Here is a 17,136-nt window from a genome sequence, read left to right as displayed (position 1 = left end):
GATACTTTGTAGTCTCCACGAGTGTAGGAACTACCACATTCTCCGCAAAAAACGAAAAGATCCCGAGCTAAAAACTAAAACCGATAGATGCCAAGTTCTTTACGAACTCGGTCCAAAATTCCCGTAATCGTTTTCTGCGCTTTTTCTTGTCCCTTTTTCAACGCTTCTTCCACAAAGGTTTTGTCGGCTTCGATTCGTTCTCGTTCTTTTCTAAAAGGAGCAAAGTAATCCAGAGTATCCTGCAAAAGTTGTTTTTTAAGATCTCCGTAACCTGTGCCGGGAGTTAAGAATCTTTGTTTGAGAAATTCTCTTTCTTGAGCGTTTAAAAACAAAGAATGAATCGCATAAATATGACTTTTAGAAGGATCCTTCGCTTCGTCCACACCCGCGGAATCGGTCATGATGGACATTACGGATTTCTTAAGTTCTTTTTCGGAATCGAAAAAGTTGATCGTATTGCCGTAAGACTTGGACATCTTCTGACCGTCGGTTCCGGGAACAAGCGCGGTTGCTTCGTCGATTTCCGGTTCCGGAATTTTAAAGACAGGACCCACTTCACGATTGAAAGCGGCCGCTATATCTCTCGCATATTCCAAATGTTGTTTTTGATCCTTGCCGACCGGAACACGATCTCCGTCAAACCCGAGAATATCCGCGGCCATCAAAACCGGATAAAAGAAAAGACCACCCCTCGGATGAAATCCTTTTGCGACTTTGTCTTTGAAAGAATGCGCGAGTTCCAATTGATTCACGCTGATCGAATGACTGAGATACCAAGTCAATTCGGTGACTTCGGGGACCGAAGATTGAAGCCAAAACGTACAACGGTCCGGATCGATTCCGAGCGCTAAAAAATCGCAAACCGCGTTGTATGTATTCTCCCTTTGTTTTTCTTTTGAGGAGAATGTAGTTAAAGAATGCAGATCCGCAACAAAACAGAATAAGTCCGTGGTTTCCTGATATTCTTTGAGTTTTCGAATGACTGAGAAGAAATTTCCTAAGTGAAGTTTACCGGAGGGCTGGACTCCTGTGAGAATCCTCATGCTTCCTCCGATCTTGTTGTTTCGTAAGGTTTACCGGCAAGTCTTTCGTATTCTTTCATCAATGAACCGAGTTCCGTATCTATTTTTTTATGTAAGGTCAATTTAGTGATCGTGGTTTTGTCTTTGTAAATCACGGCGTAGTTATAAAGTAATTTCGCCATTTCCAAAAAGACGAAGTCGAGATTTTTTCCGTTCAGACGATTTCCCGAAACGACCGTGGAGTCGCAGTACGGAATGAATCTATGAAGAATTTTGATTTCTTCGATCACCTTTTCTTTCGAAACCAAAACGCGTTCGTTCAACTTGCCAGTCGATTCATATTGTTTTGCGAGAAGATGGTTTTCCACGATGATGTTGATCTTCTCCGCAAACTTGCCCATAAAACCGGCCGCGTCACCCAGAAGTTTCAAAAGATTTTGGGTGATCTGGTCTTCTACACCCGCGGTGGAAGTCGTATGTTCGTTGTAAGTTGCGAAGCTGTATTGAAAGCTCGGATACTTTTTGTTGAATGCGTCCAAAAGACGGAGTAGGTTGTTGATCTGTTCTATATCACCCTTAAAAAGACCGGGCAACATAATGATCACGTCTCTACTCTGATTTTTAGATCCTACTTTAACGGTTCCTTCCAGAATCGGAGCGTAAGAAGCTTGGAAATCCCTCAACAATAAATACATCAACTTGTGGGGAGTTCCTTTGAACGAAGATTTGATCGAAGCCGATTGCATGTTTTCGGGAACGTGATTCTCGAAGTAGTCGTCTACAATGAGATTCAGAAAGTCGAAGTTCATTCTTCCCTTGTCGTCGATTCTGAAATATCTTTCGCGTAGGCTCTGCAATTCTTCCTTGCGGTTCAATCTGGTTTGAATGTCGTCCGCGAGACGGATCAGAGTGGTTTCCACTTCTTTGATGATATCGGAAGAACCTTGGAACTTGGTTTCGTTGATCGGAGGAACGTTGAGTTGTTGAACGATTTCTTCCCAGGTGATCATTCGTTTTGTCGCGACGATATGAAAGGCGCGGATCGCGTCGGACATTCTCGGTCTTCCGTTTTCCAAGTTGAGACCGTAAGAAAGTCCGGCCATAATCTGAGGCATTCTCGGAACGAGCTTTTCATCCTTACGAATCAGTTCGGGAACCTGAGTCATGATGATATCTTTGGAATCTTCACGGCTCAGATGTCGTGCATAATAAAGTTCTAATTTAGTCGCGCGGTTCAAAAAGATTTCCGGAGAAATCTGATCGATGAATAAACTATCCAAGGAAATGATGCTGTTGAGTAGTTTATTAAAATTTAATACTACGTTATAAACGAGCGGTTTCCAATATCTCCAACCCTGTTGTTCGCAGAATCGAAGCGCCTGAATCGTGGCAATGATCTGATCTTCTTTCAAAAATTTGAATAGGTTTTGAACTCCGGGTGCGATCTGAAGTTTCCTTCCTAAAAAACCTACGTCGATCGTTCCCGATTCTTTTGCAAACTTATTGATCGCAGGATTTCCGCCGAATAGATTTGCCAAGAAGCCGACTCCACCTCCTCCGGAGGAGGTTTCGGTTCTACGAGCGGCCGGTTTCGCCGCGGTCTTGGCAGCGTTCGAAGATTTATCGGAACCTCTTTTGGATTTGTCCGCGTCTTCGAACTTCTTATTTTCTTCCTGTTTTTTCTGTTCGAACTCTTCATCGACCTTCTTCATCAAATCGATACGGATAAAGATATCGTTCGACTTTTGAATGACTTCGTCGATCTGCTCCTGATGTTCGGGGCTTCTCTGTTTTCGATAGAGATCCGCAAATATCTTATGGGCGTCGGTCCTTGAGTTCAGAGACAAGAGAATTTATTCCTTTTCGTTCAGAGGGTTTTCAACGATCTGCGCGCTGGAAGGAGCGCTGAAGTTGAACAAAGAAGCCGAAAGTCCTACGTTAGTTTGCACGCCGGAAAAACTGATCGAAGTATATTCTCCGGTTCCTCTGTGTTTCATTCTTAAAGATTTCGGGGTGTTGTCGGGATTCATTGTTACGACGATTTCTTCGTATGTTTTAGTCGACGATTTGAGTCGAATGGATCCTCCAACTTGAGCCACATCTTCATAACCGCTTAACAATCCGAAGACGCCCCCCGTACTTCCGCGGAGGTCTTGTTTGCCGACGATTGCTCTTGCTGGAGAATAGAACCAAAGAAATCTTCCGTTGGAAGATACAACTCTACCGTCTGAGAATTTGACGTGTAAATAGTTCGGTTTCTTAAAGGAAAGTGTTCCGGAAATTTCGTTATTGATCGTAACGCTCGCTCTCAATGAGCTGATTTCTCCCATTCTTCCTAAGAGAGCGTTGAGTCTGTCTCGTCCAGGATCCCCTGAAACAGAAATGCCGCAGACCATGATCAGTCCTGCGGCACCTGGGAGGATTCTCCTGATTTTCAAAAATGCCATAGTTTCAAACTATGGGCAAAGGTTGATTATCCAAGTACTTTTTTGAATAAAAACTCATGCTCAACTCCCTCTAACGCAATTCCGCTCTCTACGGATCGCGAAATAGGTCGTTTCGCAGGTTGATTATCCAAGTACTTTTTTGAACTCTGCAGTAACCGCAGGAACAACCTCGAACAGGTCGCCTACGATACCGTAAGTCGCAACTTTGAAGATCGGAGCGTCTCCGTCTTTGTTGATTGCAACGATATACTTGGAAGATCCCATCCCAGCTAAGTGCTGGATCGCGCCGGAAATTCCGCAAGCGATGTAGCAATTAGGAGAAACGGTTTTTCCCGTTTGCCCAACTTGGTGAGAGTGGGAAATCCAGCCCGCATCCACAGCCGCGCGAGAAGCTCCGAGAGCCGCTCCGAGTGTGTCCGCAAGTTCTTGAAGAATCGGCCAGTTCTCAGGTCCTTTGATACCGCGACCACCGGAAACGATGATGGAAGCCTCGGTCAATTGAACCTTAGATCCTCCGCTCAGATCGGTAGAAACGATTTTTACTTTCGCGTCACCCGCAGAAGGAGAAGCCGCTTCAACAGCGCCCGCACCCGCTTTCTGAGTGATTTCTTGAGAGTTAGGACGAACGGTGAAAACTTGAATCGCGCTTGTAACTTTGAAGTTAGCGTACGCTTTTCCGGAATAGATCGGCTTTTTCGCTACGACCTTTCCTCCGTCAACGGAGAATCCCACAACGTCCGCAACGATTCCCGCTCCGATCTTAACGGCTACGCGAGGAGAATAATCTTTTCCTTGAGAAGTGTGTGGAAGAAGAACAACCGCAGGGTTTTGCGCTTTCACAACTTCCGCAACGATTGTGGAATAAGTTTCAGCGTTGTATTCTCCGGAGTTAACGGTTACGATCGTGTCCGCACCGACTGCCGCTAATTCAGGAGCGTGTTTTTCAACTCCGCTACCGATAAGAAGAGCCACAACTTTTCCGCCGATGGAATCAGCGATTTTCTTTCCTGCAGAAGTGATTTCTCTGGAGATTTTTTTAAGTTCTCCGTCTTTCAATTCGCCAACAATTAATACGTTGCTCACTTGTGTTCTCCTTATATAACCTTAGCTTCTTCTCTGAGAGCTTTAACGAGTTGAGATGCGAAACCGTTCGCGTCCGCGGCTTCCAGTTTTCTACCTGGAATTCTTGGTGGAGGAGGTTCGAGTCCTACAACTTCGATTTTGCTTGCTGGGCTTCCGAGATCCGCGGAGGATTTCGTTTCAACAGGCTTTTTCTTAGCGGTCATGATTCCTTTAAGAGAAGGATAACGAGGTTCGTTCAGACCTTTTTGTGCAGTGAGAGCGACAGGAGTTGAAGTTTCAACGGTTTGAGTTCCGCCTTCCACTTCTTTCGTAGCTTTTACCGCAGTTCCGTTGATTTCAAGGCTAACCGCGAAAGCAACGTGAGGAATGGAAAGAAGTTCAGCGACTTGAACCACTACTTGAGAAGAATCAGTATCGATGGATTGTCTTCCTCCGATGATTACATCGGCGCTTTCCGCTTTTGCGAAGTTAGCGATCAATTCTGCTGTATTGTTCGTGTCGAAAGGAACGTAGTTATCAACTTTGATATGAACTGCGCGGTCTGCGCCCATAGCGTAAGCGGTTCTAAGAGCTTCTACGACTCTGTCGGGTCCGAGGGAAACGGCGATTACTTCGCCACCGTGTTTTTCACGTAGTCTGATCCCTTCCTCGATAGCAAATTCATCATAGGGAGAGATAATCCATTTGATTCCGGCTTCGTTGATGGATTTATCCCCTACTTTAATACTGGTTTCGGTGTCAGGTACCTGTTTCACTAATACGATGATTTTCATTAAATGGGTACTCCAAAAAAATTAGTGCTGTTAACACAAAAATCTTGTGTCTATGTCGTGCAAACCACTTTTTTAAACAGGTCTAAGCGGTCTCATCCGTTGAGAATAGATATTTCAACCAGTAGTAGGTCCAGATCATAAATCCGATTACGATCAGAACGTTCGCGTCCGTTTTTAGGAAAAAAGCAAGTCCCCAAAATAAGGGCAAAAGCATCCAAGCACAAAGAGACAGAAGTAGGAAGACCGATTCTTTCCGGAAGGGAGAATGGAGAGCTTCCTGAAACCGAGAACGTAAAAAGGACAAACGAAAAGATATCGAATTATTTTCCTTTTGGGCCCCGCTCTTATAAGATAGAATCAAAAAAAGTCCACAAAGGATTGTCAAAATGAGTGCGTAGATCATAAGATAGTTTTTGGAAAACAAAGATTCTCTGTCGAGCTGTTTTAGTCGTGGGGAAGAGGATATTAGAGAAGAGGACAACATGAGAGCAATACTTGAAAAACCGAATGATTTATACAACCCGACTGAGAACCATCTCGCTCTTCGGGAAAACGTAGCAAAGTTTGCAAAAGAGAATATGGATGCTCAGGCGAAAGAGCACGACGATCACGAAACCTTCAATCTTCCTCTGTTCCGAAGAATCGGTTCCGAACTCGGACTTTTCGGAGTAACCGTTCCCGAAGAGGACGGCGGAATGGGAATGGACGCGGTTGCGGCCGTAATCATTCACGAGGAAATGTCCGCATACGATCCGGGTTTTATGCTGTCGTATCTGGCTCACGAAGTATTGTTCGTAAATAATTTCTATCATAGTTCCAGTCCGATACAAAGAGCGAAGTATCTTTCGAAAGTGATTTCGGGAGAATGGATCGGAGGAATGGGGATGACCGAACCCGGAGCGGGAACGGACGTGCTCGGAATGAGAACCGTCGCGGTGAAGAAAGGCGACAAATACGTGTTAAACGGTTCCAAGCAGTACATCACCAACGGAAACACGGGAAGCGTATTCTTAGTATATGCAAAAATGAGCAAGGACGCTAAAAGGCCGACCTCGTTCATCGTCGAAAGTTCCTTTCCGGGTTTTAGCGTAGGAAAGAAAGAAGAAAAGATGGGAATGCGTTCCTCTCCGACGACTCAGCTTATATTCGAAGATTGTGAAGTTCCTGCGGAGAATTTAGTCGGTCAGGAAGACGGCGCTCTCGTTCACATGATGAGAAACCTGGAGATCGAAAGAATCACCTTAGCGGCTCAGTCTCTGGGAATCGCAAAACGTTGTGTGGACGTTATGGCCGATTATACGATCCGTCACAGAGAAGCGTTCGGAAAAAAACTCGCGGAGTTCGGACAGATCCAAAGATTTCTAGCGGAATCTTACGCGGACTACCAAGCGGCTCGGGCCCTGGTTTATCAAGTTGCGAGCGGAATCAATCCGGATAGCAGAAATTCTTTAGGCGCGGCTTCCGCAAAACTCGTGGCGACTCAAATGGCAGAACGAGTGTCTCGGAATGCGATCCAAGCCCTCGGCGGTTACGGATATTGTAGAGAATATCCCGTGGAAAGACTTCATAGAGACGCAATTCTTCTTTCGATCGGAGGAGGAACGAACGAAGCGATGCAGAAAAACATCGTAGCGGACTTGAAGAAAATCTACGAAGGAACTCCTTGAGTCGAAAGAATATTCAACTTACGGAAAAGCTGGAAGATTATATCTTCCGGAATTCCGTAAGGGAGCCGGACTCTTTCCGAAAACTTAGGGAAGAGACCGGCAAGATGGCGCAGGCCAATATGCAAATCAGTCCCGAAGAGGGACAATTCCTCGGTATTCTTACCAAACTCACCAACGCAAAAAGAATCATAGAGATCGGAACATTCACGGGTTATTCCTCGTTATGTTTTGCATCCGCGTTGCCCGAAGACGGAAAAATTCTTTGTTGTGATATCAGCGAAGAATGGACAAAAATCGCTCGCAAGTATTGGAAAGAAACCGGTCTTGAATCCAAGATCCGTTTGAAGATCGGATCTGCATTAGAAACTTTGCAAGTATTGATCGATTCCAAATCGGCTCCGGACTGGGCGCCCGATTTTGCATTCGGTCCCGCGTCGATCGATTTGGTTTTTATGGACGCGGATAAGGAGAATTATCCGAATTATTATCCTCTCGTTATGAAGTTACTCAAACCGGGCGGGCTCTTGATTGCGGATAACGTTCTTTGGGATGGAAGTGTGGCCGATTCTTCCCATCAAGAACCGTCCACGATCGGAATCCGTAGGCTCAACGAGATGATCTTTAAAGACGAATCCGTCGATCTCAGTTTGGTTCCGATCGCCGACGGAGTTTCGTTAGTCAGAAAAAAATAAATCTCGTTGATTCAAAAATTTTAAAGTAAAATTGAGGGGTTTCCCGCGTCGCAGAATCGAGCGACGTATTCAAAGAAACGTCGTGTCTTATTTTGCTCGTTCTTCAGCGTTTTCGCTCTTACAATTAAACCTTATCCAACTCGTAAACGTCGACCGGTTCTTCCCTTCCTTTTACTTGAATGGAAGAAAGATGTTTGCCCGAAATCGTTTCCTTGATATCGTCATAAACGGCTTGAGTGACCAAAAGTTTTGTTCCGAATTGTTTATTCAACTGTTCGACTCGGGACGCGAGATTGACCACGTCTCCGATGATCGTATATTCTTTTCTCGTTTCGGAACCTACGTTACCCGTCATCGCTTCGCCGGTATGTAAGCCGATTCCGATGCTGGTTTCCGGAATTTTACCTTCTTGATTTAAGAATTCTATTTTCTTGAGAATTTCGCGGGAAGCGTCGACCGCATTCTTTACGTCGTTCGATCCGTCCGAAAGGGGAGCGCCGAACACGGCCATAAAACCGTCTCCGAGAAACTTATTGATCATTCCGTTGTGCTGATTTACGATATCGATCAGGTGCGTGAAGATGTAGTTCAGATAATCGATCACTTCTCCCGGAGCTCTTTTTTCGGAGAATCTCGTGAAGTTACGAATGTCTAAAAACATAATACAAACGCTTTTGAACTCCGAAAAATTTTCGTTCTTCTGTTCCAGAAGTTTATCCACGACGTCCGGCGAAACGTATTGGCCGAACATTCCCACCACCTTATTCTTTTCCTGAACCGCGGAAATCGCGGAAATCAAGGAACGTTTTAATTGATGTCCTACCAAACCGGCGGCGATTCCGCCAAACAAAAGCAAAACCGCCTTGGAAATAAATGGTGCGAATGAATTGAAGAATTGAACCGGCATAGGAATCGGATTCTGTGGAATATAATAATATGCTAATGCGAAAAGTTCCACACCGGCCACAAATCCGGTAAACGCGCTCAGCCAGAATTCGAGGCGTAAAACCGAAAGAATGATGAACACGAAAAAAATCATCACCGCGGGAGAATATAATGGAATCAAAGGTGAAGCGAATATTCCTATGTTCAACCAGATCAGCAAACCGATCGCGGATATTTCCACGAAAACGTTTCCAAATCTTGCGACGCCGATGAGATTCTTTTTATTTCTCAAAAGATACTGGAAGACTTGGTTCACTACGAATTCGTAAATTGCAATTCCGACATTGACCCCGAGAACGGGATAAAAAGGAAAACGAGTTCCGATTTCCTTCGAGATCTTATCGTAGAAAAGTGTGAATACGATTGTCAGTAAAACGGAAGAAAAAGAAAAAAAGATGAATAGAATTTTCGTGCGAACGATTTCGCTTTTTAGAATTTCATACGTTAGCGGATCTATCGTCCGCTTTTTTGATTTATCATTTGTCTCTTGAGTTCGACTCACAATTTTGGCTCCAAATAATTTACCGATCCAACTTTAACGAAGTAACTTCAATCAAAGTCGGGGTATCATTGGAAGGCGGGATCAAAAGGAAACTATAAATCCTAGAAGCAAACGAAAAAGAATCAAACTAATAGTCGGTTTGTTTGATAAGAATCAAAAGGAGATCTGCGAGAAAATGAAAGGTCGCTTAACGTAAAAGTTGGATCTTGGATTCTCGAGAATCGGAATCCGATGTTCGGGAAAAACGGGGAATCGAATTGAAAAATTCCCCGATTCTTATTCTTTAATCAATCTCTCGATCGTTCTTTCGGAGAGTTGTTTCATCTGAACGTTTTTGCCGGTGATCGCTTCCAAGGATTTGGAAAAATTATCCTGTCCTTTCAACATTCCCACGGAAAAAATATTTTCGGATTCTACTTCTAAGTTACGGATCGCGTCAGTGATTTTGTTTTTCTTTTCCTGAATCTGCTCTTTGAGAACGGCTTGGTCGATATCCGGATTCTCCGCAAGTTCTCTGAACAAAGGAGTTTCTCCGAACAGAATGTTGATGAGTTCGCTGTTAGGCGTACTTCCTTCGTTCAGAACTCCGAGTTTCATTTGCTCGCGAGTGAATTCACCTTGAAGACTTGAAAGGGTTTCCTGAATTTTCAGATAACGAGATGTGAGTCCCGAAGAAAATTCGGTTTTGTCCAGACTTCCTTGTCCTTCTTGAGTGGATACGGTTTTGCCGCTAACGGAAGACCGTTTATCGCGGATGAGCTTTTCCGCAGAGCTTATCAGATTTGTGAGTGGAACGTCCATGTTCTTTCCTCCTCTTCAGAATTCAGATCCGGAAAGAATACCGACTATGTTGTAAAACTTTAGAAGGGACTTCTTTCGTTGAATACTCTATGTCGCATCAATGATCTTACTTCTGTAGACAATCTATACTAGATATCGGACGGTACCCGGGAAATAAATGAATTTTTTTTCCGAAATTATAAAAAAATTTCGGCTCGAACTAAAGGTGTTAATAATTTTTTGACTGCTGTGGCCGTAGTTCCGACCCAATTCGAGATCCACGGATCAGGTCCGATTTCGGGCAACGTTCTCGTTCTGTCTCATCCCTACCGGGCTTTTGCGATTTTTCCTCAAATTGTAACCTGAGTGAAGATCTCAGAGGTTCATTTTACGGAACATCCAAAGGCACAATCCAAGAAAAAGTCCGGGTGTAAGCCAAACTCCCAAGAACGGAGGAATGACTCCGTTTTCTCCCAGAGATTTCCCCGCGGAATTGAATATATAATAGATCAATACGACTCCGATCGTGATTCCCAGGGACGCGACTCCGGCCGTCTTTTTGGTGAAATAACCCGCGATCGTTCCGATTAAGGTTACGATGATCGTCATCATAGGAAGTGCGAAAACGGAATGTCTTTCGGTGAGAACGTCTCCGTATGAAAGACCTTTTTGAATTCTTCTTTTTTCCTCTTCGCCCAATTGAATGAGATTCATCTCTTCCACCGAACCGGCGGGAACCTTAAAGTAGGTCGGGTCCTCGGGAAGTTCGTATTCTTTTTCATCGAAGGATTCTTGCGAACTCAGTTTCAGATCGTTGTCGAAATGCCATTCTTCAACGCGTTTCATCTTCCAAAGTCTGCTTTCGTAGTTGTACTTCGCTTTCAAAGAAGATATAACGGTTTCGGGAGAGCCGTCCGGTCTGAGTCGAATATAATTGAATCCGCCGTTGATCTCGTCCTTATCAGGATCGTAAAAATACAAATAATAGAATCCTTCCTTTCCTTTTACGTGGAACTGATACACGCTGTTGGCGAGTGTTCCCATTCCTTCGGTAAGAGTGTCGTGTTCTATCTTTGCCAATTTATTGACCGGTCTTACGATGAACTCGGTTCCGATCAACATAACGACCCACATCAAAATTCCGAAGAGGATCAAAGGCGTTACGATTCTAAAGAATGAAACACCGGCGGCCATCATCGATACGAGTTCTTTGTTCACCGAAAATTGACCTACGGTAAAACAAATCGAAAACATCAAGGACATCGATACGACCGTGGTCGATATGATTTTAGGAAGACTGTAGAGTAAAAATAATGCGACGTGATAACGAGGCGCCTTGGTCGTCGTGAAGTTTCTCATGTTGTCGTTTACAAGAGAAAGAAGCATGATTCCCGTAAGAAGGACGACGGTTCCGATAAAGATTTTGAAAAACTCTCCGAACAAATACTTGTCCAAAATTTTCGGAGGAAAGAATTCTTCCTTCCACTTATGAAAGAAGGGTCGAATCGAATTCGGATTGAGTTGAATCGAAGGTATTTTCATTCTTTTTCGAAATCTCGAACCATTCTCGCAGAGTTCCCGCAAATGACAACACCGTTTGATTCGCATCCAGATGGAATTGAATCGACTTCGGACTCGCCATTCTCGCGCGGTATTTTGAGTTTGTGTCCGCGAAAATTCTTATCGAAAAACCGCAAAACTTGTGAGATACAGCGCGCCTCCGAGAATCGAGGTCGCGACCGCAAATCTTAGAAAACCGGGAACCAATCCGTCGGCGGTTTGAAAACGATCCCATAGATCCAAACGTTTTTGAAGTTTGCGTTCCTTTCCCGGCGTGATCGTCGGATAATTCGGAACCGCTTTCGAAGCGATCGGCGCAGGTTCTAATTCTTTTTTCGGGTTTCGGATTTTTTCGGCGATCTTGGATTCCGCTATCAATAACTTTTCCAAACTGATTTGTTTGAGCGCGTATAAAATTCCGATGGCCTCGTCGATCCAGGAGTCCACAACTTCCAACCATTTCTGCATATTGTCTTGGGTCGCCGGAGTGAATTCGAACTTGCTAAAACCGGAATTCCAATCCTTCAATTCCAATTTTTCCAATATCTCGGAATCTAATATTATACTTTCCTTATGTTTGTGAATTTCGGAAAGAGCGTCGTAAACCTGATTGCCCGCCGAGACAAGACGAAGCAATTCCGCGGAACTTACGTGACGATCCGCGGTGACGACCGCGTATACGTTGTTCAATAAACCTCTGCCGTCCTCTAAGTTGGCTCTTAAGTGATCGGCGTAATGGAGAATCTCCAACAAACCCCGCAGATATTCCGGCCATCCCTGACCGATTTGTTCCGCCGCTTTGAGATGAGCGGAGCGGCATTTTTGATCGTGTTCGAAGAGTTTGGAGTAAGCTCCGTCGCAATCCCGATTTAGATCCTCGATCACTCCGGTCAGTTCGCGCTTTTTCAATTCTCTTCCGCGAAAACGTATGATTCCGTCGGGCGGAGTAAAATATCCTTCCTGAAGCGCGGTCAAAAGATTTCTTTCCTTTTCCAAGGAGCGAATTCTTTCCAATTGTTCGGATAAACTCGGAGGATAAAGACTTTCTAATGTTTCTTTGACGTCCGAGATCGGATGTTCGTAATAATCGTTCGGAGATGACGCATAACGTGTAAAGGATCTTCCCAAATACGCGCCCCTGTATTTGCTGTTCAGATATTCCTTCGCGTAAAACTTGTCCACCGCGTCGAGGATTTCCGGATCCTGTTTGAATTCGGTTCCAAAACCGGAAAGAATCCGATCCGTAAATTTCTCTCGTAGTGATTCCGCGTCGTCGAAGATCAACCAACTGCTTCTATCATCCAAGACGTTCGGCACATATCTTTTTTTCGCATTCGCTTCTCTTTCGTGATTGTACGGATGGGTCGCCCACATTCTCGGAGGTTGTGCGATTTCGGATGTAAAAACACGGTGACGTTCCGGATTCTCCGAAGGCATTATCGGAACCGTTCCGTAATTCGGATCGTTCCAAAGTTTTCTGGAATGATCTATGATTTTGGATTGAATCGGAAATATATCCTTCGCGGATTTTCCGGATCGAATCTGATCGGAGATAAAACCTTGTGTGGTTTCCCAAGCTTCGTCCGCCGCTTGTAACTTATGAAGTGCGTGGATCAACGCGTCGCTTCCCGTTACGGAAACCGCGACCAGGTCCGCTTGAAATTCCATCTCGCGTGAAAGAGCCCTTTGTGCTAATACGACAACATTGAAAAAAGATTCCAATGCGGATCTCAAGGACCAGATGATTAAACGAAGAATCCATCCGATCCACGCGACTCGAATGTCGAAACGGGAAACCGAAAGTAAAAAATTATCCAACGCGTCCCTGCTTCCGATCAGATGAGAAGCGACTTGTTGCGCGATGTACATCCAATTTCCTACGGCCATGCTACGTTGTGCGAAATGGCCGAACTCGTGCGCCAATACCGCCTTCAATTCGCTGATGCTCAAAACGTTTACGAGCGCGAGTCCGATCTCCAAATTCTTTTTGGAAGGAAATATAAAATTGAGAATCGAAAGATCGTAAAACACGCAGGCGTTCACTTGGGCGGAAAGAAAAACACGATGTGGTCTTGGCGCTCCGGTTTCGTCCGCCAATCGATGAAGAAAGTGAAACAACTGCGGTTGAGTTTCTTGGGTGATCTCGAACGGATCACCCAAATTTCCTTTCTTAACGAAGAATAGCGCCTTCACCATAAAGAGCGCGATCAAACCCGAACCGATTCCGGTGATCCAAGAATAAACTTCCCATCCCGGTCCGAAACCGTGGACGAATAAAGAATAAGAAGCCCAAACGAACCATCCGCATAAGGCGAGATAAACGAGAATAAAAAGAATCAGACCGAGAACGGTAAACCAGAGATTCCGTTTGTGCGCCGGATTCAAACCTGTGAGATCCGAGGGAACGTGCGCGGGATTAGCGGGGTATAAATGTTCCATAACAACTTCCTTGAATTCGAGGATTTTGCGACCGTCCATTCTATCGGTAAAGTAAGAAACGAAAGACACAAAATGAAAAGAACCGGCGGAACGGGTGCAGTGAAGACGAATATTTAGATTGACGCTTCCGTTTCTTTACGCGATTCTTCCGAAGGAAAGGAGTCACTCATGAAATTTCGTTCTATTCTCATTCTTGCGCTCGTTGTATCTTTTTCATCCGGCGCTCTTCTTGCGGAAAAATCCACCGAAGAACATATCAAAACTCTTTCTTCAGGTTCCGATTCCGAAAAATACGAATCCGCAGTCGCACTTGGAAAGAATAAGGAAAAGTCCGCAATTCCGGAACTCATCAATCTTCTCAATCGCAACAACGAACCTAAGATCGCAACCGCGGCGGCAATCGCCCTCGGAAGAATCGCCGAGCCTGGCGACGCGGCGATCGCTCTGAAGAACAAAATTATTTCCTCGGAAAACGGAGATATCGTTTACGCTTCTTTGGCTTCTCTTTTGAACATTTCGACTAAAAACGAAAAGCTCGAAGATTCCACAAAAGAAGCATTCGAATACGCGGATAAAAATCGCAGAGGCGACGAATTCGTTTCCGACTTTCTGGATCTTATCAAAAAGAAATTAAAACTCTGATTTTCTCCTAAGACCTTGTTGACCCCTCCGGAAATCAGCCGGTATTCCCGGAACATTCTTCTGGATGAAGTAAAACGCAAGGGTCAGGAAACGTTAAAGTCCTCTCGCATCACCGTTATCGGCGCGGGAGGATTGGGTTCTCCGGTTCTTTATTATCTCGCCGCGGCCGGTGTCGGAAAAATTCGAATCGTAGATTCCGACGTTGTGGACACCACCAATCTTCAAAGACAGATTCTTTTCAAACATTCCGAGATCGGTTCTTCCAAATCGGAATCCGCAAAACAGAGAATCGAAGAATTAAATCCTTTTATAGAAATCGAATCCGTTCCCGTTCGTTTAAGCGCGGATAACGCGGAGAATCTTTTGAAGGACAGCGACCTTGTTCTGGAAGGTTCGGACAATTTCGAAACGAAGTTTCTCGTAAACGACGTATGTTGTTCTTTGAGAATTCCGTTTCTCATCGCCGGAATTCTCCGTTTCGACGGAATGGTGTTGGGAGTTCGTCCCGGAGTCGATCCTTGTTATCGTTGTATCTACGAAACCCTTCCGCCCGCGAACGCGATCCCGAGTTGTTCCGAAGCCGGGGTGATCGGAAGTATGGCGGGAATCATCGGAAGCGTTCAGGCGACCGAGGCGGTAAAGTTTCTATTAGGATTGGTCGACGAAAAATCGAAAGGTGTTTTCGGTTCCATTCTCCAGTTGGAGGCGAAGTCCATGGAGTTCCATAAGGTTTCCCTAATGCGTCGTTCCGATTGTAAAAGTTGCGCACATATATGAGTAAAAAAGAATATTCTAAACAATCACAGGGATATGAGGATCAGTCCGATATTCTCAATGAATTCCGAACGCTTCCCGGAGTGGGTAAGTCGATCGCTATGGACTACTGGAATCTCGGTTTCAGAAGTTTGGACGAGATCGGAAACGCGGATCCGGAAGAATTATACGTCCGTTGTTGCCAACAACACGGCGGTTACGTGGATCGTTGTATGCTCTACGTTTTTCGTTGCGCTCATTACGCTCTGAACACCAAAAAACCGAATTCGGAAAAACTAAAGTGGTGGAACTGGAAAGATTCCGAAAAACCTCAAAAGTCGAAACGGTAATTCGCGCCGACTTGAAAATACGTAAGAATCGTTTTGGAATCGAGTAGGATCGGAATCAGAATTCTCGGTCCGAAAACCTTCAGACCGATCTGATCGGGATTCGAATCGTTGTCCGAGATATAACCGGTTTGAAGCGTGTTCTTCAAAGTCATGTTGCTCGCTTCCGCGAATAAACTCAGGTTGTTGTAAACCTTCGCGGAAAGTTTGAGATTGACTTCGGTTCCTTTGGAAGTCCACCAATAATCCAAACCGGTCGTGTTGAGCGCGGTCGTTCCGATGGAATTGTCGGTTTTGTATTCGTAGTTTTTCGAAGAGGACGGGGTGTTTCCGCTGATTCTTAAAATTTGTCCTTGAAGAGTGAATCGTTCCAAAAACTTAAACTCGAAACCGATTCCGAAACTTCCTCCTCGGAACGTGCTCGTATATTCACGAAAGCTAATGCGTGTTGGATTGATGCCCGTCGCCGTGACTCCTCCGAAACTGTCCACTTCCTCGCTGGTTCTGGTCCAAATTCTTTCCACACCGCCCACGACCTGAAGATCCAAAACCGGATGCGGATACGGAGTAAAACCGACCCTCGAAGAAACTTTTTGAAATTTGGTGTGCGCGTCGCCCATAAGAATGTTGACCGCTCTGTCTCCCGAAGAACCGCCCGAGCCCCCGCTACTTCCGTAGGATAGGGTTTGAAAGCCGGTCGGATCGATCGTTCCTTTCGCTTCCGTTCCTCTCAGCTCGAACGTAAAACGGTTCCAAGCATATTTGATCCGAGTCGTAGAACTGCTGTTAGGCGTTTTGTAAGGATTGGTGAGAATTTCCGCCTGACCCGAACTGCTGAATAAAAGTCCCGCGTATTGAATGGTTTGATAAAAAGGCCGTAACTCGGTTTGTTCGTTTCCGCTTCCGACTCCAAACGATGCTTCCAAATAATGACGTTTCGAATTGACGAGTTCCTGTTCGCGCTTCTTGGCTTTTTCTTCCTTTGCCTTGAGCTTGTCCTCGTCGAGTTTTCGTTTTTCCGATTCGGCCTTTTGTTTTTCTGCGAGTTCGGATTCTTCTTTTTTCTTTTTCTCCGCTTCCTCTTTCTCTATCTTCTGAGCTTCTTCCTTTTTGGAAGTAGGCTCCGTGATTTTTGCGAATGAGATCTTTTTGATCTGGGACTTTTGATAAACCTTGGTCGTTCCGTCCGTAAGTTTGAAGGTTACGGTTTCCTTGTCTTGGCCGACTATGTTTCCGTCCAATTTTTCTCCGGATTTTAATAGAATGGTTTCGCTTCGAAGAGAAGAAACGGAAAAGACACAAACACAAAGGAGGAGAATGAAGTATGAAATAATTTGTTTCATAAAGCTCTTTATCGGAAAGACGTTATCGGGAATGTTAACACAGGGTTTAAATACTGCAATTCGATTTAGATTTCCCGAGATTAAATTCGATGGAAAAGAATTTCTTTTTCTTACTTGAGGGAGGTCGATTTTTTGAAAGCA

At 44.8% G+C, this 17,136-nt stretch carries 16 protein-coding genes; 5 read left to right on the top strand and 11 right to left on the bottom strand.

What is annotated here, in order from left to right:
• Positions 1-74: 74 nt before the first annotated feature.
• From trpS to CH367_RS09985, 6 genes are all read right to left on the bottom strand, one after another.
• The gene (trpS, locus tag CH367_RS10010) at positions 75-1,043 is read right to left on the bottom strand and encodes a tryptophan--tRNA ligase (protein ID WP_100762341.1); all 969 of its coding nucleotides are present in this window, start codon (positions 1,041-1,043) and stop codon (positions 75-77) included.
• Positions 1,040-2,869 carry a hypothetical protein gene (locus CH367_RS10005; protein ID WP_100762340.1) on the bottom strand — a complete coding sequence of 610 codons (1,830 nt, stop codon included), beginning with the start codon at positions 2,867-2,869 and terminating at the stop codon, positions 1,040-1,042. The genes trpS and CH367_RS10005 overlap by 4 nt, the downstream gene beginning before the upstream one ends.
• Positions 2,870-2,875: 6 nt before the next feature.
• On the bottom strand, positions 2,876-3,469 hold the full coding sequence (locus CH367_RS10000) for a LolA family protein (RefSeq protein ID WP_100762339.1): 594 nt from the start codon (positions 3,467-3,469) through the stop codon (positions 2,876-2,878).
• A 123-nt stretch (positions 3,470-3,592) separates the two neighbouring features.
• The gene (locus CH367_RS09995) at positions 3,593-4,552 is read right to left on the bottom strand and encodes an electron transfer flavoprotein subunit alpha/FixB family protein (protein WP_100762338.1); all 960 of its coding nucleotides are present in this window, start codon (positions 4,550-4,552) and stop codon (positions 3,593-3,595) included.
• An 11-nt stretch (positions 4,553-4,563) separates the two neighbouring features.
• Positions 4,564-5,325, bottom strand: a complete 762-nt coding sequence (locus tag CH367_RS09990; RefSeq protein WP_100762337.1) for an electron transfer flavoprotein subunit beta/FixA family protein — start codon at positions 5,323-5,325, stop codon at positions 4,564-4,566.
• A gap of 82 nt (positions 5,326-5,407) precedes the next feature.
• Positions 5,408-5,749: an LIC10362 family protein gene (locus tag CH367_RS09985; protein ID WP_100762400.1), complete on the bottom strand. Its 342-nt coding sequence runs from the start codon at positions 5,747-5,749 to the stop codon at positions 5,408-5,410.
• Positions 5,750-5,807: 58 nt separating this feature from the next.
• On the opposite strand from CH367_RS09985, the gene CH367_RS09980 reads away from it, so the two are divergent.
• Together CH367_RS09980 and CH367_RS09975 are read left to right on the top strand one after the other, a co-directional pair.
• Positions 5,808-6,992 carry an acyl-CoA dehydrogenase family protein gene (locus CH367_RS09980; RefSeq protein WP_100762336.1) on the top strand — a complete coding sequence of 395 codons (1,185 nt, stop codon included), beginning with the start codon at positions 5,808-5,810 and terminating at the stop codon, positions 6,990-6,992.
• Positions 6,989-7,684, top strand: coding sequence for an O-methyltransferase (locus tag CH367_RS09975; protein WP_100762335.1), 696 nt, complete (start codon positions 6,989-6,991; stop codon positions 7,682-7,684). The genes CH367_RS09980 and CH367_RS09975 overlap by 4 nt, the downstream gene beginning before the upstream one ends.
• Before the next feature lie 124 nt (positions 7,685-7,808).
• Here the strand turns inward: CH367_RS09975 and CH367_RS09970 are convergent, their stop codons facing one another.
• From CH367_RS09970 to CH367_RS09955, 4 genes are all read right to left on the bottom strand, one after another.
• A complete protein-coding gene (locus CH367_RS09970; protein ID WP_100762334.1) occupies positions 7,809-9,134 on the bottom strand; it encodes an adenylate/guanylate cyclase domain-containing protein in 1,326 nt (441 codons plus the stop codon).
• A gap of 273 nt (positions 9,135-9,407) precedes the next feature.
• On the bottom strand, positions 9,408-9,932 hold the full coding sequence (locus CH367_RS09965) for an LIC10415 family protein (RefSeq protein ID WP_100762333.1): 525 nt from the start codon (positions 9,930-9,932) through the stop codon (positions 9,408-9,410).
• A 354-nt stretch (positions 9,933-10,286) separates the two neighbouring features.
• Positions 10,287-11,453: an LptF/LptG family permease gene (locus tag CH367_RS09960; RefSeq protein ID WP_100762332.1), complete on the bottom strand. Its 1,167-nt coding sequence runs from the start codon at positions 11,451-11,453 to the stop codon at positions 10,287-10,289.
• A 138-nt stretch (positions 11,454-11,591) separates the two neighbouring features.
• Positions 11,592-13,910: a M48 family metallopeptidase gene (locus CH367_RS09955; protein ID WP_100762399.1), complete on the bottom strand. Its 2,319-nt coding sequence runs from the start codon at positions 13,908-13,910 to the stop codon at positions 11,592-11,594.
• A 168-nt stretch (positions 13,911-14,078) separates the two neighbouring features.
• On the opposite strand from CH367_RS09955, the gene CH367_RS09950 reads away from it, so the two are divergent.
• Genes CH367_RS09950 through CH367_RS09940 form a run of 3 tightly spaced genes read left to right on the top strand, consistent with a single transcriptional unit; the run spans position 14,079 to position 15,655 of the window.
• A complete protein-coding gene (locus tag CH367_RS09950) occupies positions 14,079-14,552 on the top strand; it encodes a HEAT repeat domain-containing protein (RefSeq protein WP_100762331.1) in 474 nt (157 codons plus the stop codon).
• A gap of 15 nt (positions 14,553-14,567) precedes the next feature.
• Positions 14,568-15,329 (top strand): HesA/MoeB/ThiF family protein, encoded by a 762-nt coding sequence (locus CH367_RS09945; RefSeq protein WP_100762330.1) that lies wholly within the window; start codon positions 14,568-14,570, stop codon positions 15,327-15,329.
• Positions 15,326-15,655, top strand: a complete 330-nt coding sequence (locus CH367_RS09940) for a helix-hairpin-helix domain-containing protein (protein ID WP_100762329.1) — start codon at positions 15,326-15,328, stop codon at positions 15,653-15,655. Before CH367_RS09945 ends, CH367_RS09940 begins: the two co-directional genes overlap by 4 nt.
• Here the strand turns inward: CH367_RS09940 and CH367_RS09935 are convergent.
• A complete protein-coding gene (locus tag CH367_RS09935) occupies positions 15,637-16,995 on the bottom strand; it encodes an LA_0442/LA_0875 N-terminal domain-containing protein (RefSeq protein ID WP_100762328.1) in 1,359 nt (452 codons plus the stop codon). The two genes, CH367_RS09940 and CH367_RS09935, sit on opposite strands and share 19 nt — an antisense overlap.
• Positions 16,996-17,136 lie beyond the last annotated feature (141 nt).

The sequence above is a fragment of the Leptospira barantonii genome (assembly GCF_002811925.1).
GTDB lineage: Bacteria > Spirochaetota > Leptospiria > Leptospirales > Leptospiraceae > Leptospira > Leptospira barantonii.
The sequence above is the reverse complement of the archived record's forward strand: the minus strand, read 5'-3'. Positions and strand labels throughout refer to the sequence as shown.